The organism is Myxococcus sp. MH1 (assembly GCF_059738865.1).
Genome location: NZ_AP026947.1, coordinates 8,892,701 through 8,917,150 on the forward strand (window position 1 = coordinate 8,892,701; position 24,450 = coordinate 8,917,150).

Annotated in this window: 11 protein-coding genes; all 11 read left to right on the forward strand. The window is 70.5% G+C overall.

Features of this window, described 5'->3' with window-relative positions; genetic code table 11:
• Window position 1 precedes the first annotated feature (1 nt).
• Window positions 2-703: a CIS tube protein gene (locus AC6JA9_RS35105; protein ID WP_141329741.1), complete on the forward strand. Its 702-nt coding sequence runs from the start codon at window positions 2-4 to the stop codon at window positions 701-703.
• A complete protein-coding gene (gene vgrG, locus AC6JA9_RS35110; RefSeq protein WP_426745135.1) occupies window positions 700-2,499 on the forward strand; it encodes a type VI secretion system tip protein VgrG in 1,800 nt (599 codons plus the stop codon). Before AC6JA9_RS35105 ends, vgrG begins: the two co-directional genes overlap by 4 nt.
• Window positions 2,500-2,524: 25 nt before the next feature.
• Complete coding sequence (locus AC6JA9_RS35115; RefSeq protein WP_046716010.1) at window positions 2,525-2,827, forward strand: PAAR domain-containing protein; 303 nt, start codon at window positions 2,525-2,527, stop codon at window positions 2,825-2,827.
• A gap of 6 nt (window positions 2,828-2,833) precedes the next feature.
• Window positions 2,834-3,259 carry a GPW/gp25 family protein gene (locus tag AC6JA9_RS35120; protein WP_223748298.1) on the forward strand — a complete coding sequence of 142 codons (426 nt, stop codon included), beginning with the start codon at window positions 2,834-2,836 and terminating at the stop codon, window positions 3,257-3,259.
• 3 nt (window positions 3,260-3,262) lie between these two features.
• Complete coding sequence (locus AC6JA9_RS35125) at window positions 3,263-6,994, forward strand: baseplate J/gp47 family protein (RefSeq protein ID WP_497958447.1); 3,732 nt, start codon at window positions 3,263-3,265, stop codon at window positions 6,992-6,994.
• Between the two features lie 18 nt (window positions 6,995-7,012).
• Window positions 7,013-9,469, forward strand: coding sequence for a baseplate wedge protein (locus AC6JA9_RS35130; RefSeq protein WP_497958448.1), 2,457 nt, complete (start codon window positions 7,013-7,015; stop codon window positions 9,467-9,469).
• Window positions 9,466-14,751, forward strand: coding sequence for a contractile injection system tape measure protein (locus AC6JA9_RS35135; RefSeq protein WP_497958449.1), 5,286 nt, complete (start codon window positions 9,466-9,468; stop codon window positions 14,749-14,751). Before AC6JA9_RS35130 ends, AC6JA9_RS35135 begins: the two co-directional genes overlap by 4 nt.
• A gap of 4 nt (window positions 14,752-14,755) precedes the next feature.
• Complete coding sequence (locus AC6JA9_RS35140; protein ID WP_497958450.1) at window positions 14,756-16,123, forward strand: ATP-binding protein; 1,368 nt, start codon at window positions 14,756-14,758, stop codon at window positions 16,121-16,123.
• 92 nt (window positions 16,124-16,215) lie between these two features.
• Window positions 16,216-17,826 (forward strand): CocE/NonD family hydrolase, encoded by a 1,611-nt coding sequence (locus AC6JA9_RS35145; RefSeq protein ID WP_267699584.1) that lies wholly within the window; start codon window positions 16,216-16,218, stop codon window positions 17,824-17,826.
• A gap of 251 nt (window positions 17,827-18,077) precedes the next feature.
• A complete protein-coding gene (locus AC6JA9_RS35150) occupies window positions 18,078-19,919 on the forward strand; it encodes an OmpA family protein (RefSeq protein WP_408889260.1) in 1,842 nt (613 codons plus the stop codon).
• A 13-nt stretch (window positions 19,920-19,932) separates the two neighbouring features.
• Window positions 19,933-24,363, forward strand: a complete 4,431-nt coding sequence (locus tag AC6JA9_RS35155) for a DUF4215 domain-containing protein (protein ID WP_497958451.1) — start codon at window positions 19,933-19,935, stop codon at window positions 24,361-24,363.
• Window positions 24,364-24,450: the final 87 nt, after the last annotated feature.

Here is a 24,450-nt window from a genome sequence, read left to right on the forward strand (position 1 = left end):
CATGGGGTTCTCCGGCAGCCTCGAGAAGATGATGGTCTTCGCCTACCAGAAGTCCGACTTCACGTCGGAGGTGGGCCGCTACACCGTGTACATCAACCCGGCGTCGTACTCGCACACGTACTGCGTCAAGTACAACGACGTGCAGCCGCAGGGCAGCAGCGGGGGCTCGCCGGAGTTCAACCGGATTCCCTCCGACACGGTGGAGCTGGAGCTGGTGTTCGACGGCACGGGCGTGGTGCCCAGCCCGCTGCCGGGGCTGATGCCCTTCACCGACGACGGCATCTCCGAGCAGGTGTCGAAGTTCAAGAACCTGGTCTTCACCTACAACGGGAACATCCACAGCCCCAACTACCTGAAGCTGTCGTGGGGCACGTTCCTGTTCAAGTGCCGGCTGTCGAAGCTGAGCATGACGTACACGCTGTTCAAGCCGGACGGCACGCCGCTGCGCGCCCGGGCCAAGGGGACGTTCCTCGGCTACAACGACGAGGTGGAGCTGGCGCTCCAGGCCCGGATGAGCTCTCCGGACCTGACCCACGTGCGCACGGTGAAGGCGGGGGACACGCTGCCGTTGATGTGCTTCCGCATCTACGGCACCAGCACGCTCTACCTGGAGGTGGCCCGGGTCAACGGCCTGGTCGACTTCCGGCGGCTCACGGTGGGCTCGCAGCTCATCTTCCCGCCGCTGAAGGAAGGCCAGACATGAGCACGCCCACTCCGGCGAAGGACGCGGGCGCCCTGACGACGTTCGCCATCCAGGCGAACGGGGCGCTCATCCCCTCCACGTTCCGCGTCGTCTCTGTGGACACGTGGCTGGGGGTCAACAAGCTGCCGCGCGCGAAGCTGGTGCTGTTCGACGGGGATGCGTCCACGGGCACCTTCCCCATCAGCGCGACGTCCACCTTCCTGCCCGGCGCGCGCGTCACCATCTCCGCGGGCTACGACGGGGACAACACGCGCATCTTCGAGGGCGTGGTGTGCCGGCAGGGGCTGGACATCGACGCGGCGTCGGGCTCGAAGCTGGTGGTGGAGCTGAGCGACGAGGCGCTGAAGATGACGCTGGAGCGCAAGAGCGGCTTCTTCGAGAAGGTGAAGGACAGCGCGCTCATCCAGACGCTGCTGTCGCGCAACGGGCTGTCCGGGAGCGTGGAGGCCACCACCGGCGTGCACGACGAAATCGTCCAGTACTACGCCACGGACTGGGACCTGATGGTGACGCGGGCGCAGCTCAACGGCCTGGTCGTCATGGCGGACGGCGGGAAGGTGACGGTGGCGGAGCCGGACACGCGCCAGGCGCCGGTGCTCGCGGTGGCGTACGGCACCACGCTGCTGGACCTGCAGGCGGAGCTGGACGCGACGACGCAGTTCGATGCGTCCTCCATCAAGGGCTACACCTGGGACGCGGGCGCGCAGAAGCTCATCGAGTCGGGGCCTCGCGCGGTGTCGGTGAAGGAGCAGGGCAACGTCTCCTCGGCGGAGCTGGCCAAGGTCTTCGGCGCGAAGAAGGTGGTGGTGCAGACGGGCGCGGAGCTGACGTCCACGGACCTCCAGGACTGGGCCTCGGCGGAGCTGCTCCTGTCGAAGCTGTCGAAGATTCGCGGCACGGCGCGCTTCCAGGGCAGCGCGCTCGCCAAGGTGGGCAAGACGCTGGAGCTGGGCGGGCTGGGGCCGCGCTTCAACGGCACGGCCTTCATCAGCGGCGTGCAGCACCACATCGAGGACGGGCGGTGGCTGACGACGGTGGACTTCGGGCTGTCCTCGCGCTGGTTCACGTCGGAGGCCCCGGACATCGCGGCGCCCGGGGCGTCCGGGCAGCTTCCTCCGGTCAAGGGGCTGCAGACGGGCGTGGTGAAGCAGGTGGCCAAGGACCCCGGCGGGGAGCTGCGCGTGCTGGTGGGGCTGCCGCTCTTCCAGGACCCGAGCCAGGGCGTGTGGGCGCGGCTGGGGATGTTCTACGCGTCCAAGGGCGTGGGCGCGCTGTTCTATCCGGAGGTCGGCGACGAGGTGGTGGTGGGCTTCATGAACGAGGACCCGAGAGACCCCATCATCCTGGGCTCCGTGTACAGCAAGCAGCGCGCGCCCGCGACGGCGCCGGACGAGCAGAACACGAAGAAGGCCGTGGTGACGCGCTCCAAGCTGGAGCTGTCGTTCGACGACGAGAAGAAGGTCATCCTCATCAAGACGCCCGGCGGCCACACGGTGAAGCTGGACGACACGTCCGGGGCCCTCTCGCTCCAGGACAGCAACGGCAACACCGTGTCGCTGTCCAAGGGGGGCATCGCGCTGGACAGCGCGTCCGACGTGAAGATTACGGCGAAGCGCAACGTGGCGGTGAAGGCGGGTGGGAACCTGACGCTCGAGGCCACGGGGAATGTCTCCGTGAGCGGCGCGCAGGTGACGAACAAGGCCTCGATGAAGTTCGCGGCCAGCGGCAACGCGCAGGCCGAGGTGACGTCCAGCGGCGTCCTCACGGTGCGCGGCACGCTGGTCAAAATCAACTGAGTGCCGTGCCTGAAAGGAGTGCCTCATGCCTCCCGCAGCCCGACTCACCGACTTCCATCAGTGCCCCATGACGACGCCCGTGGGGCCCGTGCAGGTGCCGCACGTCGGGGGCCCCATCGCGGGCCCTGGCGCCGTCACCGTGCTCATCGGCGGGCTGCCCGCGGCGAAGGTGGGCGACATCGCCATCTGCGTGGGGCCTCCGGACGCCATCGTGAAGGGCTCCATGACGGTGAAGGTGATGGGGCTGCCCGCGGCGCGGCTGGGGGACAAGACGGCCCATGGCGGCACCGTGCTCGTGGGCCTGCCCACGGTGATGATTGGAGGGTGAGGCGCCATGGAGACCAAGGCCCCTTCGTTCCTCGGCACCGGCTGGAGCTTCCCGCCCACGTTCTCCCGGAGCACCGGCGGCGTGATGATGGCCAGCGGCGAGCTGGACATCCGCGAGAGCCTCTGGGTGCTCCTGTCCACGTCGCTGGGCGAGCGCACCATGCTGCCCAACTACGGCTGTGAGCTGCGGCAGATGGTGTTCCGCGGCGTGAACACCACGCTGACGCGGCAGATACAGGACTACGTCCAGCAGGCCATCCTCTACTGGGAGCCGCGCATCGTCGTGGACGCGGTGACGGTGCAGAAGGACGCCTCGGTGGACGGGCTGCTCTCCATCACCGTGTCCTATGTCGTCACGCAGACGAACTCGCGCAGCAACCTCGTCTATCCCTTCTATCTGCAGGAGGGGAGCATCCCGGTCACGGGGCCCTAGACCATGGCTCCGCTCGACAACAAGGTCGCCCTCAACGACGCGCCCAGTCAGCTCACGCGGTGGCTGCGCGCGCTGGAGGACGGGTATGCGCCGGTGGACGGGCGCACGCGCTCGGAGCTGCTCGACTTCGCGCCGCGCTTCGGGGCGCTCGTCTACTTCTATGACTTGAAGAACCAGCGCGACGGGAACTGGTCGGAGTTCTTCCTCGCGGACCCGGTGATGGTGCTCGCGTCCATCGACGCGCTGGACACGGGCTCGGTGGAGGAGCAGTTCCTGCGCACGACGCGGGAGGTGGACCTGTCGCGGACGCCGGAGCGCGCCTTCCAGACGCTCTCGGAGGGCTTCGAGCTCATCCTCGGGCTCGCGCGTCGGTTCGACCTCTGGCTGCGCGGCGCGGGGCTGGGCGCGCAGGGCGAGGCGGCGCGGCTCCTGGGGCAGGACCTGGTGAAGGCCGTCGAGGGGCCGCTGTCGGGGGCGCTGCGCTCGCTGGTGAGCCTGGCGAAGGGCGCGGCCGGGCCGCAGGCCTTGGGGCGGCTCATCCGCTTGGACGTCGCTGGGATGTCGCCGCTCTGGGGGCTGGAGGACCTGCCGGCGGATGGCTCGGCGTATCGCGGCGCGACGAAGGAGGCGCGGGCGCGCTCGGCGATGGCGAAGCTGGAGCCGCTGCTGGGGGCCTTCCTGGATTCGCTCTCGCAGCTCCAGGGGCTCGCGCGGCAGGTGCTGCCCTCGGTGCTGGCGAATGGAGACCATCCTCCGCACCTGGCGCTCTACATGGCGTTCGTGCGGCTCTTCCGCACCGCGCAGGACACCGTCAACTCGGTGTCGGGGCGGTATGCGTCGTTCTATTACCGCGACGTGCTGCGCCTGCGACCTCGCGGCGCGCTGCCGGACAGCACGTACCTCACCTTCACGCTCGCCGATGACGAGGCGGTGCGAAGTGAGGTCGTTCCCCGAGGCACCCTGTTCCCCGCGGGGAAGCGTCCGGATGGCCAGGACATCCTCTTCGCCTCGGACACCGCGGTGGGCGTCTCGCGCGCCACCGTGGCCCGACGCCTCGCGCTGCGGGTGCTGAGCGGACCGCTGGTTCCGGAAGTCGCGGCGCCCGTCGAGGGCGCGACGCCACTCACCGTCGTCAAGCAGGTGCTCGTCTCGGAGATGCCGCTCGAGCCGGATGCAACGCCGGACCCGGCGGTGGAGCCCCTTGCCGGCTGGGCGACGTTCGGCGCCGTGCGGGAGGGCGTCACCGCCACCACCGTCACCGGCCCCGCGACGCTCGGCTTCGCGCTCGCATCCGGCTACCTGAGCCTGACGGGCGGCAGCCGCGTGGTGACGTTGAACGTGCCCCTCTCGCCCGAGTCCGCTCGCCTCCTGAGCTCCCGACTGGAGGCGCTCGCCGAGGCCACCGGCCTCGATGCGAGCACCGTGTTCCTGCAGGTGCTGCGCGAGTCGTTCACCCTCCAGGTCTCCATCGAGGAGGGCTGGCTGACGGTGGAGCGCTACGAGCCCATCCTCCCTGCGAATCTCGGGCCCGTGGGCGTGGTGCCCGTGGTCACGTTCTTCGGGCTCTGGTTCGAGCTGCCCCCGTCCGCGCCCGCCGTGGTGCCCAACGGCGCCGCGCCCGCGCCGGACCTGCCCATGCTGCGCGCCTTGCTGAACCCCGAGCCCGTCGCCCTGCGAAACGGCGTCGAGGTCCATCCCGTGTCGCTGCTCGACGCGGTGGCCTTCCAGAACCTGGAGCTGCAGGTCCACGTGCGCGAGCTGACGGGCGTGAGCATCGAGAACACCCAGGGCGAGGTGGACCCGAGCACCCCGTGGGCCCTCTTCGGTGCGTCGCCCGTGGTGGGCTCGTACGCGCGCCTGCGTCACACCGAGCTGTTCGTCAAACGCCTCGACACGCTCTCGCTCGCGCTCGACTGGTTCAACATCCCCTCGGACACGGAGGGCTTCGCGGGCTACTACCGCGACTATCGCGTGGGGCCGGACGGGCTGCCGACGGAGGACCTCTTCGACAACACGAGCTTCAGCGCGGACCTGCGCGTGCTCCGCCCCGGCGCCTGGACGCTCCAGCCCCTCGTGCTGCCCGACGCGCCGCGGTGCCCCGGCTCTCCCCCGAGCGAGGACGCCCCCCGGGAGGGCGTGCGCTGCTGCCTCTTCCGCACGAAGCCGGACTGCGACACGCCCCCGCCCGAGCCGCGCGGCACGCTGTGCCAGGGCACCGTGCTGAAGCAGTTCGACGTGGCCCCCGGCACTCCACCCGACTACTACGACCCGGCGACGAGCGCGCTCGAGCTGCGGCTGGCCACCCCGTCGTATGCCTTCGGTGACTCGCTCTACACCGTCAACGTGCTGAACGCGGTGCTGGCGGAGCTGCCCGACGGCTCGCAGACCTCCTCGCGGGAGTCGCGGCTCCTCAAGGACATCAAGTACCCGAATCCCCCCTGGCTGCCCCAGGTGCGGACGCTGGCCGTGCACTACTCCGCGCACTGCCTGCTCGACGAGGCGCGCTTCTTCCACCTGCTGCCCTTCGAGGGCTTCAAGCAGGTGACCGCCGACGCCCAGCGGCCCGTCGCGCTGCTCCCCCACTTCAAGGCGCCCGCGAACCTGTACCTCGGCTTCACCGGCCTGGACGAAGCCCAGGGCCTCACGATGCTGTTCCAGCTGAGCGGCACCTTCACCGGGACGGGCGAGGTCCCCACCGTGCAGTGGGAGTGGCTCACGGCGACACGATGGAACCAGCTGCCTCCGGACCAGGTCCTCTCGGACTCGACGCGGGGACTGCAGGGCACGGGCATCCTCACCCTGGGCCTGCCCACCTTCACCTCGCGAGGCAGCACGCTGATGCCGAAGGTCGCCGACGAGGGCGACTACCAGTGGCTGCGCGCCTCCGTCCCACAGGAGGCGGACGATTTCCCCCGGACGCTCGCGCTCACGCCGCACGCGGTGACGGCGACGCGCAGCGCGCCCGGCGTCGATGTGGACACGCCCGTGCCCGCCGGGAGCATCACCCAGTCCGTGCAGGCGCTGCCCGACATCGGCGGCATCTCCCAGCCGATGGCGTCGTTCGGAGGACGTCCGCCGGAGACGGCGCACACGTTCGAGGTCCGCGCCTCGGAGCGCCTGCGCCACAAGGAGCGCGCGGTGCTGGCGTGGGACTACGAGCGGCTGGCCCTGGAGCGCTTCCCGTCCCTCTGGAAGGTGAAGGCCCTGCCCGCGCACGCGCCCCGTCAGTCCGGCGTGCCGGGCGCGGTGCTCGTGGTGGTGGTGCCCGGGCGCGACGCGTCGGCGTCGGCGGACCCGACGGTGCCCCAGGCCACGTCCGAGCTGCTCGAGCAGGTCGAGCAGTTCCTCGCGGAGCGCGCCAGCGGCTTCGCGCAGGTCCGCGCCGTCAATCCCCTCTACGTCCGCGTGAAGGTGGACGCGGCGGTGCGCTTCCGCGCCGGAGAGGAGACGGGCGCGAGCCTGGAGCGGCTCGACCGCGAGCTCGTGGAGTACCTGTCCCCCTGGTACTTCGATGCGTCCCGCGCGACACGGCAGGGCGAGTACGGCTCGAGCGCGGACGTCTCCGACTTCATCCAGACGCGCCCCTATGTCGAGGAGCTGCTCTCGCTGGAGCTGGAGCACTCGCCGCGTCCCGAGACGCTGGAGTCCGACTGGTACTTCCTCACCTCGGAGACCCGGCACGCGCTGAGCGCCGCGGACGCGCCCGCCGCCCTGCTGGCCGCGGATGGCTACTGAGCCCTTTCGGAGCACACCATGGCAGAGCCCGTCACCGTCACCGCCACGCCGCCCACGAACGTGGGCCTGGACTACGCCGCGCTCGAGAAGGCGGGCACCGCGCTCCTCCAGGAGCTCTCGGGGAAGATATGGACGGACTACAACGCGAGTGACTCCGGCGTCACCACGCTGCAGCAGCTCTGCTATGCGCTCACGGAGCTGTCCTACCGCGCGACGTTCCCGCTCGCCGACCTGCTGGTGGACCCCGTCACGGGCGTCATCGAGCCCGCGCGACAGGGGCTCTTCCCCGCGCTCGACATCCTCCCGTGCGACCCGGTGACGGAGCGCGACTACCGCAAGCTGCTCATCGACCGCGTTCCCCAGGTCGCCAATGTCTGGCTCACCCCCGTCACCACCGGAGAGGTCCAGGGGCTCTACGACGTGAGGATTCTCGCGCCGGGGCGCGACGACTGCGCCACCGACGAGCGCTCCCCCGACGCCATCATCGACGCCGTCCGCCGCGTCTACAGCCGGCACCGCGCCCTGTGCGAGGACCTCCGCGACGTCTCGCTCCTGGAGCCGCTCGACGCCGTCGTCACCGCCGAGGCCAGCATCGACGAGCGTCGGACGCCCGAGGACATCCTCGCCGCGCTGTTCTTCCGCGTCGGCAACCTCCTCGCGCCCGAGCCGCGTCGCGAGTCACTCAAGTCCCTGCTCGACGCGGGCCGGACCCCGGATGAAATCCTGGAGGGGCCGCTGCTGCGCAACGGCTTCATCGCGGACGCGCAGCTGCAGCCCAAGGCGGCGTCCATCGCGCTCCAGGACCTCATCCGCGTCATGGCGCAGACGCCCGGCGTCTCCAGTGTCCGAGGGGTGAGCCTGCGCGCGGGTGGCCAGGTCGCCACCGGACCTGACGGCGCGCTGCCGGTGGCGCCGGAGCAGGTGCTGCGGCTCGACACGCGCACGGACGCGAAGCGGGGCGGGTTTTCGATTCGGCTCTTGCGCAACGGCGTGGAGGTGAAGCCCCATCCCGCGCGCGTGCGCCGTGAGCTGGAGCGCCTGTGGGCCGAGCAGCGCCGCACCTATCCGCTGGGGAGCCAATACGAGGAGTACCTCGGCATGCCCCGAGGTCAGCGCCAGGACTTCCGCGCGTACACCTCCATCCAGACGCAGTACCCCATGGTCTACGGCATCGGGTCCGCGGGCCTCCCCGAGGGCGCACCGCCGCTGCGTCAGGCCCAGGCGCGCCAGCTCAAGGGCTACCTGCTCGTGTTCGAGCAGCTCCTCACGGACTTCTTCGCGCAGCTCGCGCACGTGCGGGACCTGTTCTCCGGCGACCCGGACCTGCAGCGGACGTACTTCTTCCAGCTGCTCACCGACGCGGTTCCGGATGTGGAGCCGTTGCTCGCGGAGCCTTCGGAGGGAGGGGACTCGCCGGGCTATGCGCTCGGACTGGAGGAGCTGGTCGCAAGCCAGGACCCCGTCACCGCGCGCCGCAACCGGTTCCTCGATGTGCTGCTGGCGCTCTGCGGGGAGCAACTGGACGAGGACTCCGTCGCGGGCACGTCGTGGGACGGCACTCCGGACGCGCTCCAGGCCGAGCGGGTGCTGCGCGCGAAGCTCGCGCTGTTCGAGCACCTGGTCGAGAGCACGCATTCGCGTGGACGCGGTATCGACGCGCTGGAGCGCCCCGGGCCGCGGAACGTCGCGGGCATGGCCATCAAGAGCCGCATCCAGCTGGGGATGCCCGTCGCGGACTCGCGCACGCTCATCGATGGGCTGGATGAGCATGGGTTGAATCTCTCGGACTCGGCGAGCACGGCGCCGGAGAGCCGCGCGCTGGCTCGATATGAGGACATGCTCGAGGAGCGCTTCACGCCCGTCGCCTCGCTGCCCGCGCCGGAGAGTCCTCCCGCGCCGCCCCTGCGCTCCCAGATGCTGGGGGGCGAGTTCCTGAGCGCGGCGGGCGCGGTGGAGCACTTCCGCGTGGGGACGCTGCCGGGGGAGTCCTCGTTGTCCCTGGTGTGCAAGGCGCCTTCCGAGGCGGGCTGGCACCTGGCGGGGAAGTTTCCGACTGTGGAGAGCGCGGTGGCGCGGGCGCATGCGCTCGTGGAGCAGGCGCGCCAGCTCAACCGGCAACGCTCGCAGCTCTACATCGTGGAGCACCTGCTGCTGCGGTCCGCCCGGCGCGAGGGCGAGGACGCCTTCCCCTACAGCTTCACGGTGACGGCGGTCATCTCCACGGCGACGGGCGAGTGGCGTGAGCCGGAGTTCCAGTCGTTCGCGCGCGAGGTCATCCGGAGCAACGCGCCCGCGCTGATGGTCGCGGAGTGTCTGTTCCTCGGGTCCTCGCGCATGGCGGCCTTCGAGCGGCTCTACTGGGCCTGGAGGAATGCGCTCCGGCAGGCAGATGAGCCCGGGCTCTCGCTGGCCTCGGCGCGGCTGAGGGACTTCCTGGAAGCGGCGGCCCGTGAGTCCGGGGCGGACACCGCATGACGGGCTCGCGGCATCATCTCCGCAAGCAGACGCTGCGGGTGACCTTGGCGTCGGAGGAGCAGGCGCTGGCGCTCCAGCCCCGGCTGAGTGACTTCAACCGGCGTCGGCTGCTCGCCATCATCGAGAAGGTGTTCGACGCGGTGGATGTCCCCGGGCTGCACCTGCGCCTCGACCGACTCGATGTGGATTTGGGGACGGTGCCGTTCGACGACTTCGAGCAGGTGGTGGAGGAGCGGCTCTCCCTGCGACTCCAGGAGGCCGTGGAGCAGGCGGTGCGGGAGCGGCGCTCGTCGACACGGGCGGAGGACCGGCCTCGGACCGAGGAGGAGCTTCGGCTGGAGTTGCTGGAGCATTACCTGCTGCATGGCACCCTGCCCTTCTGGGCACCGCATGGCGTGGCGTTCTCGTTCGGCGCGCTCTTCGCCGAGCTTGCCCGGAGCTCTCCGGCCTCGCTGGTGCGGCTGGTGGGCAAGCACGCCACGCTCGGGCGGGTGTTGGACCGGTTGGTGTTGCAGCTCGACCAGCGGCAGTTGGAGCAGCTCGTGATGCTCCTGGAGCCGAAGCACGCGGCGCTGCTCATCGACTACATCGTCAGCCTCCAGGCGCTCCATCGCATCGAGCCGGTGTTGCCGCTGAGTGACCGGGCGCTGTCACGGCTGCTCTGGTCGCTGACGCTGACGTACCTGGTGAAGGACGCGGGCTCGCAGTTCAACCGCAAGAGCGCGTTGAAGCTCCTGCTCGAGGGGGTCTCGGAGAGCCAGGGCCTGGACTATCCGGAGCTGCTGACGACGCTGGACTCCGGGTTGGAGCAGGTGCGGAAGCGGCACCCGGTGCTGGCGTCGCTGTCGTCCGTCATCGGGGAGCTGGTGCGCGAGCTTCCGCTCCCCGAGGTCGAGGAGGTGGAGACTCCGGTGCTCGATGAGGAGCTGGCGACCACGGAGTCGGCGTCGGCGCGGTATGAGCTGGCGGAGGCGCTTCGGTATTACCTCCGCCATGGGGAGCTGCCGTGGGCCACGCTCGTGCGCATGCCGGAGCTGACGGCGGAGCGGGTCGTCGCGACGCTGCCGGAGCTGCCTCGCTCGCTGCAACGGCGGGTGCTCGGTTGGGAGCAATCGGGTGGCTCGTTGGCGCGGCTGGTCCGGGCGGTGCGGCGGATTCCCGAGGAGGTGCTGTCGAAGCTGCTGGTGCGGCTGATGCCGCGCCCCGGAGATGAAGGGAGTCCGCTGCGCTCGGCGCTGCCCGTGTTCGCGGCGCGCGCCGAGGACAAGCCGTTGTTCTTCGCGCGCCTGCTCGCGGCGCTGCTGGATGGGAAGCCGGTGGTTCTGGAGGAGCTCTCGGCGACGCGGGTTCCGGGAGGCACGGAGGACTGGGGAGTTCGTGACGCGGACCTGTCGCGGTGGGAGGCACATGCGCTCAAGTCCGCGCTGGTGAGCCGACTTCGCTTCGGGACGAAGGCAGGGCCGACGGTGGAGGAGTTGCTCGGCGCGCTGCTGACGTCGTTTCCCGAGGACAGTCGGCACTTCCTCCTGGCGCTGCGGGACACGGAGGACTTGCGGACGGTGCTCGTCGACCGGAGTGGGGAGGATGTTCTCGGCAGGGCGATGGACTTGCTGCGTCCGCGCGAGTCCCGGTCGATGCGGGCGTTGCTCCGGGCGATGAGCGAGCTTCCGGAGCGGGTGCTGCCGGGCGGCATCGAGGGTGCGCGGAAGACGGTGTTCCATGAGCTGCTGTTGCTGGGAGAGACGGCTCCGCTTTCCCGGAGCACCGTGAGCCGACTGCTGCGGAGAGTGTTCGGGGCGGAGATGCCCCTGGAAGCCCAGGGGTTCTTGTCGCGCGTCATCGCGGACTGGGGCGCATCGGGAGGAGTGCTCCAGAAACATGCGGAGGTCTTCGGTGCGGCGCTCGAACACCTTCGTGAGCGAGGTGGCACGTCACCTTCCGGAGACGTTGATGGTCCGCGCAGGGGGGCTCCTCGCGACGAGGATGGCGACGTACGGTGGCACGCGGGCGAACGAGCTCCGCACGTTCATGCGGACACGAGTTCGCGCACGCCGGACGGCATCCGTACCGACCACGGAGACTCGGCCCCTCGCGTGCAGATTGTTGAATCCGGCACCCACAGCCACTCGGTCGCTCTCTGGCGAGACGCGGCATCCTTCGACCGCGGCGACGCATCCTCGCTCGGAAAGAGCAGTGTCTCCGTCCACCACGCTCCGCATGGACAAGACGAAGCAGCCTTCAACCAAGGCGGCCCCACATCACGCGAAGAAGACACCGTTCCTCTGGGCCTCGGCCATGCGGCCTCGCGCAGACAGGACAGAGAATCCGTTGCCCAAGGAGCTCCAGCCGCAAACGAGCAGGCGGAGGAAGGTCTCGACCACGGCGACTCCGCTTCACGCGAGCACGGCAAGGTACCTATCGGCCACGAGTCCGACTCTCATGAACGAGCAGGGAGTTCTGACAGCCGCAGCGACGCACCTTCGCGTCCAGGCGACGCGGCAGCTATCGGCCACGAATCCGAATCGCACGAACGAACAGGGGCATCTGGCGATACACCTTCGCTCGCTGGAGACGAGGCATCCCTCGGCCACGAGTCCGACTCGTATGAACGAACCGGACGTTCTCGTAGCCGCAACGACGCACCTTCGCTCTTGAGCGACGCGGCATCCCCCGGCCACGACGTATCAGGCTCACGTGCTTATCTCAGCTGCAGCGACGCCGATTCGCTCGCTCGGGACGAGGCATCACTCAGTCATGACAGCTCAGACTCTCGTGGACTCGCCGGGACATCCCCCAGCTACACCGACGCAGCTTCGCGCGTGCCAAGCGAGGTACCCCTCCACGTCGAGGGTGCAGACTCGGGCGGACGAGCCGGCCCTCTTCTCAGCCACACCGACGCGGCTTCGCGAGCACCAAGCGGGGTACCCCTCCACTTCGAGGGTGCAGACTCGGGCGGACGAGCTGGCCCCCTTCCCAGTCACACCGACGCGGCTTCGCGAGCACCAAGCGGGGTACCCCTCCACTTCGAGGGTGCAGACTCGGGCGGACGAGCTGGCCCCCTTCCCAGTCACACCGACGCAGCTTCGCGAGCACCAAGCGGGGTGCCCCTCCACTTCGAGGGCGCTGCCCCAGGCGGACGGGCTGGCCCCCTTCCCAGTCACACCGACGCGGCTTCGCGAGCACCAAGCGGGGTGCCCCTCCACTTCGAGGGCGCTGCCCCAGGCGGACGGGCCGGAACACCCCTCAGTCACACCGACGCAGCTTCGCAAGCACCAAGCGGGGTGCCCCTCCGCTTCGAGGGCGCAGACTCGGGCGGACGGGCCGGGGCATCCCTCAGTCGCACCGACTCGGTTTCCCGTGCCCAAGTCGCGCCCGCTCCTGGCGATGACAGCGTCCGCTCGCACGAACAAACCCAGGAACTCCTCAGTCGCAGCGACTCAGCTCCGCATGCTCACGACGAGGCACCTTTCGGCCACGACGACCCCAGTTCGCACGAACGAACCCAGGAACTCCTCCGTCGCAGCGAGGCGTCCGCACGTGCGCGGACCGATGCGCTCGCCGTTCACAGCGACTCGGTCCCACCGGCGCGGGACTCGGCACCTTTCAGCAACGACGGCGCAAGTCGGCACGCACAAAGCGAAGTCCCCTCCAGCCTCAGTGCCCTCGATGCGCGCGTGAGCGACTCAGCGCCTCCCAACGTCGACACGGGAGGTGCCGCGCATTCCGGGCCTGCGACACGTCCAACGGTGCACCACACGGATGCACCACCTCCCGCGGCACACGCATCACTCCCCACAGAGCACTTCGCGCATGGCCACACGGACTCGCTCACCGCGACCGTGAAGCACGTCCATCACGAACGTGGCGACCTCCACGCAAGAGACACACAGCCCTCCGACACAGCCCCACGGGCGCGGGCCACACCTCTTCAACCCGGTGACACCTCCTCGCGCGCGGAGTCAGCCCCCCTCCATCGCCCCACCGCATCGCCAGCAAGCGGTCATCGGCCATCCACCGCGCGAGTCGCCCACCCGCTCGATGCGCCGCTGAGCCCCTCCGAGTCCGCCCCACTGCCTCCACGCCCTGGCACGCACGACAGTCCGGAAGCACGCGCAGCCCTCTTCGCCTTCCTGCTCGCCGAGAGCGCGGACCGCTACGCGGGACTCTCCGACGACGCCCTGCTCCGCCTGCTCCAGTCACTCCTCGACGAATCCCCGGACGTGCTCCACGGCTTCATCCGCCGTCACGTGCACCGCCGCCACCTCCAGGAACACTGGGCGCGCATCCTCCCTGACCCGCTCCTCGCGCGCTTCTCCGCGGTGCTCGCGCCCCGCCTCCACACCGCGCTCCTGTCCACCGTCGAAATCCTCATCGCCGCATGGCAGGACGTGGCGCCCTCCGACGTGCCCTCCCTCACGGAGCGCTCCGCGTTCTGGCGCTTCGTCCTGGAGTTGCTCGGCAAACGCCCCGGAGCAAGCCTCGGACTCGAGCAGCTCATCGCCGCGTTCCTCGAGCACTTCTCCACCCGCCTGCGCGGCGCCCACCCCACGCACCGGGACTCACGCGGCGTCGCCGAGCGACTCCTGGAGCGCGCCATCGAACTGGCCCACCACGAGTCCCTCCCCCGCCTGGCCTCCGTGCTCCACCAGCGGCGCTCCACCTTCCTCGCCGCCTGGACCACACCACCCCGCCCGCCCGCGCGCGCCACGAAACCCTCGCGTCAGCGCACCTCCTTCCAACTCGGCGCGGACGAGCACGGCGCCAACGACGGCAACCCCATCTACATCGAGAACGCGGGCCTCATCCTCACCAGCCCCTTCCTGCCCCACCTCTTCCGCGAGCTGGGCCTCACGCACGTGGATGACCAGGGCAAGACACGCCTGGACCCCGAGCCCGCCACGCGCGCCGTGCACCTGCTCCAGTACCTCGTCGACGGCCGCACCAGCGCCCCCGAGCCCCTGCTCGTCCTCAACAAGATTCTCTGCGGCCTCTCCGTCCCCACCCCCATCCCCAGCGGCATCGAGATGACCCCACAGGAACAGTCCCTCTGCGACCGGCTCCTCAAGGCCCTCATCGCGAACTGGACCATCCTCTCCGGCACGTCCGTCGCGGGCCTGCGAGAGACCTTCCTCCAACGCGAAGGACGCCTCGAACAACTCGAGGACCGCTGGAAGCTCCAGGTGCAACGCAAGACGCTCGACGTGCTCGTCGACCAGGTCCCCTGGAGCCTCTCCATCCTCACCCACCCCTGGATGCCCCAACCCCTCTACGTCTCCTGGTAGCGCCATGGACCTCCGCTCGCCCTCCACCAACGCCGAGTGCCTCCGGGCCGAGGTCGCCTGGCTCACCCAGTGGCTGGACCTCCGACTCCAACAACACGCCGGGAGCACCCTCCCCGCGCCGCTCCTCGACACCCTCCCGCCGCCACCCCTCCCCACCCTCGAGGCCCCCTACGCCGAGCTGCTCCGCGAACTCCACTGCACCCCCGCCGAGCGACTGCTCCTCATCCTCGCCGCCCTGCCCCACCTCCAGCCCGCCGCGCTGGACCCGCTCTTCCTGCGCAACCAGGCCCTGGACCGCCGCTTCACCGAGTTCGGCGGCGTCGTGGGCCAGTCCCACGGCGGCATCCTCCCCACCGGCGAGACTGCGCTGTTCCTCCTCGCCGGAGACGACCTCCAGGCGCGACTGACGCACCTGCCCCTCTTCCACCCCGACCACCCGCTGTTCGCGCGCCGCGTGCTGCGACTGGAGCGCCGTCACCCGGAGGAGCCCCCGCTGTCCGCCGCGCTCCAGCTCACCCCCGAGGCCCTCGAGCGCCTCACCACCGGCGCCCACTACCAGCCGCCCTTCGGCCCGGAGTTCCCCGCGCAGCGCATCACCACGATGCAGGGCTGGGAGGACCTGGTGCTCGACGCGCCCCTGCGCGACGACGTCGAGGACATCATCACCTGGGCCCGCCACCAGGGGACGCTCCTGGAGGACTGGGGCCTGAAGAAGCAGCTCAAGCCCGGCTACCGCACGCTCTTCCACGGCCCTCCCGGCACCGGCAAGACCCTCACCGCGACCCTGCTCGGCAAGGCCACCGGCCTGCCCGTCTACCGCGTCGACCTGTCCAAGGTGGTGTCCAAGTACATCGGCGAGACGGAGAAGAACCTCGCCAGCCTCTTCGACCACGCGCAGCTCCAACGTTGGATCCTCTTCTTCGACGAGGCCGACGCCCTCTTCGGCAAGCGCACCGAGTCACGCAACGCCAATGACCACGCGGCCAATCAACAAATCTCCTACCTGCTCCAGCGCATCGAGGACTTCCCTGGCATCGCCATCCTCGCCAGCAACCAGCGCGCGCACTTCGACGAGGCCTTCGCCCGCCGCTTCCAGTCGATGATCCACTTCCCCATGCCCGGCCCCGCGCAGCGCCTGCGGCTGTGGGAGGCGTGCTTCAAGGACAAGCCCTTCCCGCTGGCCCCCGACGTGGACCTCGCGAAGCTCGCCCGCGAGCACGAGCTGTCCGGCGGCGCCATCATCAACGTGCTCCGCCACGCGTGTCTCAAAGCCGTCATCCGCATGCCCCAACAGCTGCGCGCCGCGGACCTCCTCCACGGCATCCACCGCGAGCTCCACAAGGAAGGCCGCTACACCCTCCCCTCGCGATGAAACCTGCTCAACACGCCGTGTCAGGGAACCTTGATTGACGAATCAATCCCTCTCTACCGTGACCGACCCCTCGCAGTCCGGTGAGGTGCTCCATGGCGCAGCGTCTGCTCTCGCGGTGGTTCCCCCGTTCGTCCCTGTTCGTCGCATTGTTGATACCCGTCCTCGCGACGGCGGCGGTGCCCTCGCCGCTCCCGGTTGCCCACGGCGTGCTCACGGCCGCGGCGACGACGGGCTTCAAGTTCGTGGACATCCCGGTGGGCGACGGGGTGGTGCTCAAGGCCAACCACATCGCCCCGACGACGCCCGGTCCCCACCCGGCCGTCGTGTTCATCTCCAGTTGGGGACTCAACGACCTGGAGTACCTGGCCCAGGCCAAGGCGCTGGCCGAGCGGGGCTACGTGGTGCTGTCGTACACGCCTCGGGGCTTCTGGGCGTCGGGGGGTGGAATCGACACGGCGGGCCCGGCGGACATCGCGGACACCTCGCGCGTGCTCGACTGGCTGGTGGCGAACACGCCGACGAACGCGGCGCGCATCGGCCTCGCGGGCGTGTCGTACGGCGCGGGCATCTCCCTCATCGCCTCCGGCTTCGACTCGCGCGTGAAGGCCGTGGCCGCGCTCTCCGGATGGACGGACCTGGTGGCGTCGCTGTACGGCGGTGACACGCGCAGGCCCCAGGCGGTGGCGCTGCTGGACCTGGCCGCGCGCTTCCTCGGCCGTCCCAGCCCCGAGCTGCGGACCCGCATCGACGACTACTTCGCCAACCGGGACATCGAGGGCCTCAAGCAGTGGGGGCGCCTCCGCTCCGCCTCCACCTACGTGGACCGCATCAACGCCAACGCGCCCGCCATCCTCATCGCCAACGCGTACGGCGACAGCATGTTCCCTCCCAACCAGCTCGTCTCCTTCTTCAGCCAGCTCACCGGCCCCAAGCGATTGGAGCTCGCGCCCGGGGACCACGCCGTCGTCGAGGCCACGGGCCTGGTCGGCCTGCCCAACCCCGTGTGGACCAGCGTGACGCGGTGGCTGGACCAGCACGTCGCCGGCATCGACACGGGCATCGCCAACGAGCCGCCGCTCGTCCTGCGCACCTACGACGGCGACGTGGAGGGTTATTCCACCTGGGCCGCTGTCTCCTCCAGCACCCAGCGCCTCGGCCTGGGCGCCATCCGGCTGCTCGATGGCACCGGCACGCTCGGAGGCGCCCCATCCACGAGCGGCGCGCGGACCCTCTGGGGCGGCGTCGATACCATCGCCGACGCGGGGGTGCCGCTGCTGACCAACGGTCTGCAGGCGCTGACGGGAATCCCTCCCATCGTGTGGCTGCCGGGCGTCAACCGGCTGCGCGCGGGCGTGTGGACCTCGCCGCCGTCCTCGCGCGAGCTGTCCCTGCGCGGCACCGCCACGCTGCGGCTGCGCATCACCCCGACGACGGCCTCCGGTACCGTGGTCGCCTATCTCTATGACGCCGTGGGGGACTTCGGCGGCCTCGTCACCCACGTGCCGCTGAGCTGGCACGGCGCCACGCCAGGCACGCCGCTCGACCTGGACCTGGTGTTCCCCGCCACCGCGTATGACGTCCCGGCCTGGCATCAGCTCGCGCTCGTGGTCGACACCGAGGACCCGCTCTACCTCGGCGCCAACACCCTCAACGCCACGCTGACCGTGGGCGGACCCTCCTGGTTGGATTTGCCGCTGCGCTAGCGTGAGGTGTTCCCACCCTCTCGGAGGGGGAGACTCCGGGAGGGTATGCCAGCACCCGCCCCCTTTCGCTGACACGTCAATGGCGCGTCGGTGCGGGCCAATGGACCTCCTGACACGTCAGCAAAGCCTCGCAGGTCCTCACGTCCCATTCGGTGACGCGATGGCCCGTGCCATGCAGCTGTCCATACCCACACAGTCGTGGCAGAAGGCCGTGCGCGCGCTCAGTGCGACGCCCGGACGTGGAGGAACCCTTGAATTCTCGAAGTCATCATTCCCTGCTCGGAGGGCTGGCCGTTCTCTGGGCCCTCTCCGCTCAAGCGCAGGTCCAGCGGATTCCCAACCTGGAGCTGGAGCGGTTGCAGCTCAACCCCGGCGCCAAGGACAGCCTGGTGCTGTCCACCGGTGACTTGCTCCCGGACGGCACCTTCCGGCTGGGGCTCACGGCCCACTACGAGCGCAAGCCGCTGGTGCTGCTGCGCAACGACGATGAAGTGGGCACCATCATCTCGGACCGCGTGACGGTGCACCTGAGCGGCGCCTACGCCGTGACGGACTGGTTGGAGTTGGGTCTTCAAGTTCCCATCGTCTCGCAGTGGGGCCCGGACACGACGGCGCTCGGCTTCCAGACGCCGTCCACGCTCGCGCTGGGCACGCCGTGGGCGCAGGCGCGCGCGGGGCTGTTGTCCGAGGCGCGCGGTGGCCCGCTGGACGTGGGCCTGCACCTGGGCGCGGCGCTGCCTTTGGGCAGCAAGGACACGCTCACGCGGGACCAGGGCTTCGTCTTCACCCCCCGCCTGGGCCTGGGCAAGAAGGTGGGCGACGGCTGGCGCGTGGGCGCGGACGTGGGCGCGCTGGTGCGCACCAAGAAGTACGCGCTGACGCCCAACGCGGACCCGCTGCAGGACGAGCTGGGCGTGGAGATGAACGGCGGCGTCAACGTGACGGCCCACCTGTTCGGCCTGCGCGAGGAGCTGGTGGTGCGCGGCACCCTGCCGTTCGCGGACGCGCCCGAGTCGATGGAGGTGCTGCTGGGCCTGCGCTCGCCGGTCAAGGCGGGCACCGAGTTCTACGTCATGGGCGGCCCGGGCTTCGGCCGGACGCCCGGCACGCCCGAGTTCCGCGTGCTGGCGGGCGTCAACTTCGGCCCCCGCGACGATGCGCCCGCATGTGTCGCGGGCCAGCCCCACGAGCCCGCGCGCTGTCCCAACCTGGACGCGGACGGCGACGGCGTGACGAACGCGCAGGACCGCTGCCCCACCACGCCCGGCCTCGCCGAGCTCAACGGCTGCCCGGACGGGGACGACGACAAGGACGGCATCCCCAACCTGGCCGACAAGTGCCCCGCCCAGCCGGAGAACATCAACGGCTTCCAGGACGAGGACGGCTGCCCGGATGACCCGGACTCCGACAACGACGGCGTCACCGACTCCAAGGACGCGTGCCCGAAGGAGCCCGAGGACAAGGACGGCTTCCAGGACGAGGACGGCTGCCCGGACCCGGACAACGACAACGACGGCGTGCTCGACGCCAAGGACGCCTGCATGAACGAGGCGGGCCCGAAGGAGAACCGCGGCTGCCCGGACAAGGACCGCGACAACGACGGTCTGGTGGACCGGCTGGACAACTGCCCGGACGAGCCGGGACCGGTGAAGAACCACGGCTGCAAGCAGAAGCAGCTCGCGCAGATTGGCGAGGGCCAGATTCGCATCCTCGAGGCCGTCTTCTTCGAGAACAACAAGGACCTCATCAGCCCGCGCAGCTTCAAGCTGCTCGACGGCGTGGCCGCCATCCTCGTGTCGCACCCCGAAATCGAGAAGGTGCGCGTCGAGGGCCACACCGACAACACTGGCAAGGCCGACTACAACCTGGACCTGTCGCAGCGCCGCGCCGAGGCGGTGGTGAAGTACCTGGAGGGCAAGGGCGTCAAGCGCGAGCGGCTGGAGCCGCGCGGCTTCGGTCCCCAGAAGCCCATCGCGGAGAACACCACCAAGGCCGGCCGCGCCAAGAACCGCCGCGTGGAGTTCCGCATCGTCGGTGACGCCGATGGCGTCGAGACGAAGAGCGGCGAGCCCACCGACACCCTCGAGAAGTGAGGAAAGACCTTCCATGCCATCATCAGACACGCATCCCATCGCCATGAAGCGGGCCCGGACGGGCCCGTCCGTGGCCGCGCTCGCCCTGGCGCTCATCACCACCCTCACCGGCTGCCAGGAGCAGCAGCCCACCGCGCTCGTCTCGACCGAGGCGCCCGGCGCGCAGCGCTCCGAGCTGGCCGCCCCCGTCGTGGGTGACGGGCGCATCCAGCCCGGAGAGGAGTGCGACGACGGCAACACGGTGAGCGGCGACGGCTGTTCCGCCACCGGCACCATCGAGGCAGGCTACCTGTGTCACGTCCCCGGACGGGCCTGTTCGCTCGCGTCGCTGTGCGGCAACAACGAGGTCAACCCGGGCGAGGCCTGCGACGACGGCAACACGACGCAGGAGGGCAACGGCTGCTCGACGACGTGTGATTTGTCCCTGTGCGGCAACGGCGCGTTCAACAACCGCCAGTGGCCCAACTTCGACCAGGAGGTCTGCGACGACGGCAACCGCACCGAGGGCGACGGCTGCAACCGGATGTGCGAGGTGGAGCCCGGCTTCGCCTGCTCCGGCACGCCCAGCCGCTGCGTGAGGGCGGGCATCGCCTTCTTCAACACGGGCGTGGACCAGAACAACCGCCGCCTGGAATCCGGCGCGGACCCGCACTGGTTCTACTCCGGCACCACGACGGGCGCGGCCGTCGGCGCGCGCAGCGCCGAGGACTGGCCGCAGGAGATCCAGACCGCCACCTTCATGGTGGCCCCGCTGGGTGCCCCCACGTGCGTCTACCAGGACTTCATCATCCCCTCGACGACGAACGTCGCGCAGTTCCGCATGCGCATCGCCACGTTCAACGACAACTCGTTCGACGGCGCCACCGTCAACGGGCAGCCCTTCACGCCCGTCACCGTGAGCGAGCCCCCGGGCTCGCCGTGGCAGAAGAGCATCATCCGTGAGTTCGGCACCACGGCGGCCTGGAAGACGGGCCTCAACCGGCTGGAGCTGTGCAACGAGAACGAGGCGTCGCCCCCCAACGCCTTCCGCTACCTCTTCGTGGACGCCTACGACGACCGCTGCGGCGACGGCGTGGTGTCCCCCCGCGAGGAGTGCGACGACGGCGACACGTCCAGCGGCGACGGCTGCAGCGCCACGTGCGGCATCGAGCCCGGCTACGGCTGCAGCGGCCAGCCCAGCTCCTGCGCGGCCACGTGCGGCAACGGCCTGCTCAACTCCGGCGAGCAGTGCGACGACGGCAACCTCACGCCGAACGACGGCTGCAACGCGTCCTGCCGCGTGGAGTCCGGCTACGCGTGCCCCACCCCCGGCCAGGCCTGCGTCGCCACGTGCGGCAACGGCGCGGTGGACCCGGGCGAGCTGTGCGACGACGGCAACAACATGTCCGGCGACGGCTGCTCCAACGCGTGCCGCGTCGAGAACGGCTACGAGTGCTCGGGCGCGCCCTCCAACTGCGCGCCCACGTGCGGCAACGGCGTGCTCAACCCGGGCGAGCTGTGCGACGACGGCAACACGAACCTGGGCGACGGCTGCTCCAACGCCTGCACCCTGGAGCTGGGCTACACCTGCCCCACCGTGGGCCAGCCGTGCGTGAAGACGTGCGGCAACGGCACCGTGGACCCGGGCGAGACGTGCGACGACGGCAACCTGAACCCGGGTGACGGCTGCGCCACCGAGTGCAAGCCGGAGCCGGGCTACTCGTGCAGCCGCCCCGCGAGCGGCCCGTCCGTCTGTGTCGCCACCTGCGGCAACGGCGCGGTGGACGCCAACGAGGAGTGCGACGACAACAACACCTCCAACGGCGACGGCTGCAGCCAGGGCTGCGCGGTGGAGTCGGGCTACCAGTGCTCCGGCGCGCCCTCCACGTGCACCACCGTCTGCGGCGACGGCATCCGCGCCGGCGCGGAGACGTGCGATGACGGCAACACCGTCGCGGGTGACGGCTGCTCGGCCACCTGCGCCGTGGAGCCGGGCTACAGCTGCCCGCCCCCGGGCAACGTGTGCAGCCAGACGTGCGGCAACGGCGTCGTGAACCCCGGCGAGACGTGCGACGACAACAACACCACCTCCGGCGACGGCTGCTCCAACACGTGCGCCCAGGAGCCGGGCTACACGTGCAGCGGTCAGCCCAGCACCTGCGCCACCACCTGCGGCGACGGCACGGTGGCCGGCGGCGAGGTGTGCGACGACGGCAATCTGGAGTCCGGTGACACCTGCTCGCCGCGCTGCCTGTGGTCCAACGGCCAGCCCTGCGCCGCGTCCGGCGTCTGCGACAGCGGCCTGTGCAACCCCTACTCGAACGTCTGCATCAGCGCCAACGTCTGCGGCAACGGGCTGTTGGACGAGGGTGAGCAGTGCGACGACGGTGACACCACCGCCAACGACGGCTGCTCGGCCACGTGCACCGTCGAGACGGGCTACAGCTGCGCGGGCCAGCCCTCCGCGTGCGCGGTGACGTGCGGCGACGGCATCAAGGCCGCCGCCGAGGCGTGCGACGACGGCAACACCACCGCGGGCGACGGCTGCTCGGCCACCTGCACCATCGAGGCGGGCCACGGCTGCAAGAACACCGACGTGCACGCCCTCTACACGCGGCTGGGTCGCTCGCAGTGCACCAACGTGTCGGACATCGCCCAGCCGGACCTGGCGGCGCTCGCCGCCGAGGCGGCGCTCACCGTGCCGGGCCGCTACCGCGCGGCCTATGTCTCCGGCGCGGTGAGCTACTCGGGCACCGACAACTGGTACCCGGGCCTGTTCGGCTTCAACCACGTCACGGGCGCGGGGACCCAGCGCTTCACGCTGGGCCGCCTGCCGCTGTCGGGCCCGGCCTCCGCCACCCGCGACGCGGCGATGGGCCTGGGCTTCGGGCATCACCAGGACTTCGACGCGCTCTCGGGCGAGGTGCGCCTGGCGCTCGTCGACACCGACTGCGCCGACAACAACAACACGGAGACGCAGGTGGCCTACCGGGTGGACTCGCTGTCCATCTGCCAGCTCATCCCCGTGCTGACGGACCCGGCGCCGGGCGGTGTGACGGACCCGGTCATCGGCGGCACCGGCTCGCCGGGCTCCACCATCGACGTCTACGTCGACGGTGGCACCACGCCGGTGTGCACCGTGGTGGTGGACGCCGCCGGCCGCTGGACGTGCGATCTGGGCAACATCCCCGAGGGCACGCACTCGGTGGTCCTCACCTCCACGGAGGTGGGCGCCACGGAGACGGCTCCGCCGGCCACCATCATCGTCGAGCTGACCCCGCCGACGACGCCCGTCATCACGGGTCCGGCCAATGGCTCCACGGTGTCCACCGGCACGCCGCCCATCAGCGGCACGTCCGACCCGGGCACCACCGTCACGGTGCGCGAGGGCAGCACCGTGGTGTGCACGGCCACCACCGACGCCAGCGGCAACTGGAGCTGCACGCCGACGACGCCGCTGCCGGACGGCTCGCACACCCTCACCGCTACGGCCGTCACCCCGGAGGGCAGCCCCAGCGAGACCTCCGCTCCGACGACGTTCATCGTGGACACCACCGCCCCGGGCGCGCCGGTCATCTCGGGCCCCGCGGGTGGCTCCACGGTGTCCACCGGCACGCCGCCCATCAGCGGCACCTCGGAGCCCGGCGCCACGGTGACGGTGCGCGAGGGTGGCACCGTGGTGTGCACGGCCACCGCCGACGCCAGCGGCAACTGGAGCTGCACGCCGACGACGCCGCTGTCCGAGGGTCCGCACACCCTCACCGCCACGGCCACCGACGGCGCGGGCAACACCAGCCCGCCCTCGGCGCCGGTGACTTTCACCGTCAGCACCACCGTGCCCGGCGCGCCCGTCATCACGGGGCCCGCCAACGGCTCGGTGCTGGCCGACGCCACGCCCGCCATCTCCGGCACCGCCACGCCGGGCGCCACGGTGACGGTGCGCGAGGGCACCACCGTGGTGTGCACGGCCACCGCCGACGCCAGCGGCAACTGGAGCTGCACGCCGACGACGCCGCTGGCGGATGGCTCGCACGCCGTCACCGCCACGGCCACGGACCCGACCTCGGGCAACGAGAGCGGGCCCTCCAACGTCGACACGTTCCGCATCGACACGCAGGCGCCGGACACGTCCTTCAGCCGCACGCCGGGCGCAAGCTCCGGGAACACCGAGTCCCCGTTCGCCTACGCCTCCAACGAGGAGGGCGTGACGTTCGAGTGCAGCCTGGACAACGGGCCCTACGTCGCCTGCCAGGACACCTACGACGTCCGCGAGGGTGAGCACGTCCTGCGCGTGCGCGCCATCGACAGCGCGGGCAACGTGGACCCGACGCCCGCCGAGCACCGGTGGACGGTGCTCAACTCGCGCGCCTTCGCGGGCGGCGGTTGCAGCGCGGCGCCGGCCTCGTCGGCGGGCCTGGCCCTGCTGGCCCTGCTGGGCCTGCGCCGCCGCAAGGCGCGTCGGTAGTCCGTCTTCCACCGCCGGGGGGTCCACATCCCTTCCCCCAGTCCCCTGCCCCGGGGACTCGTGGACCTCCCGGCGGGTCTCCCCGCC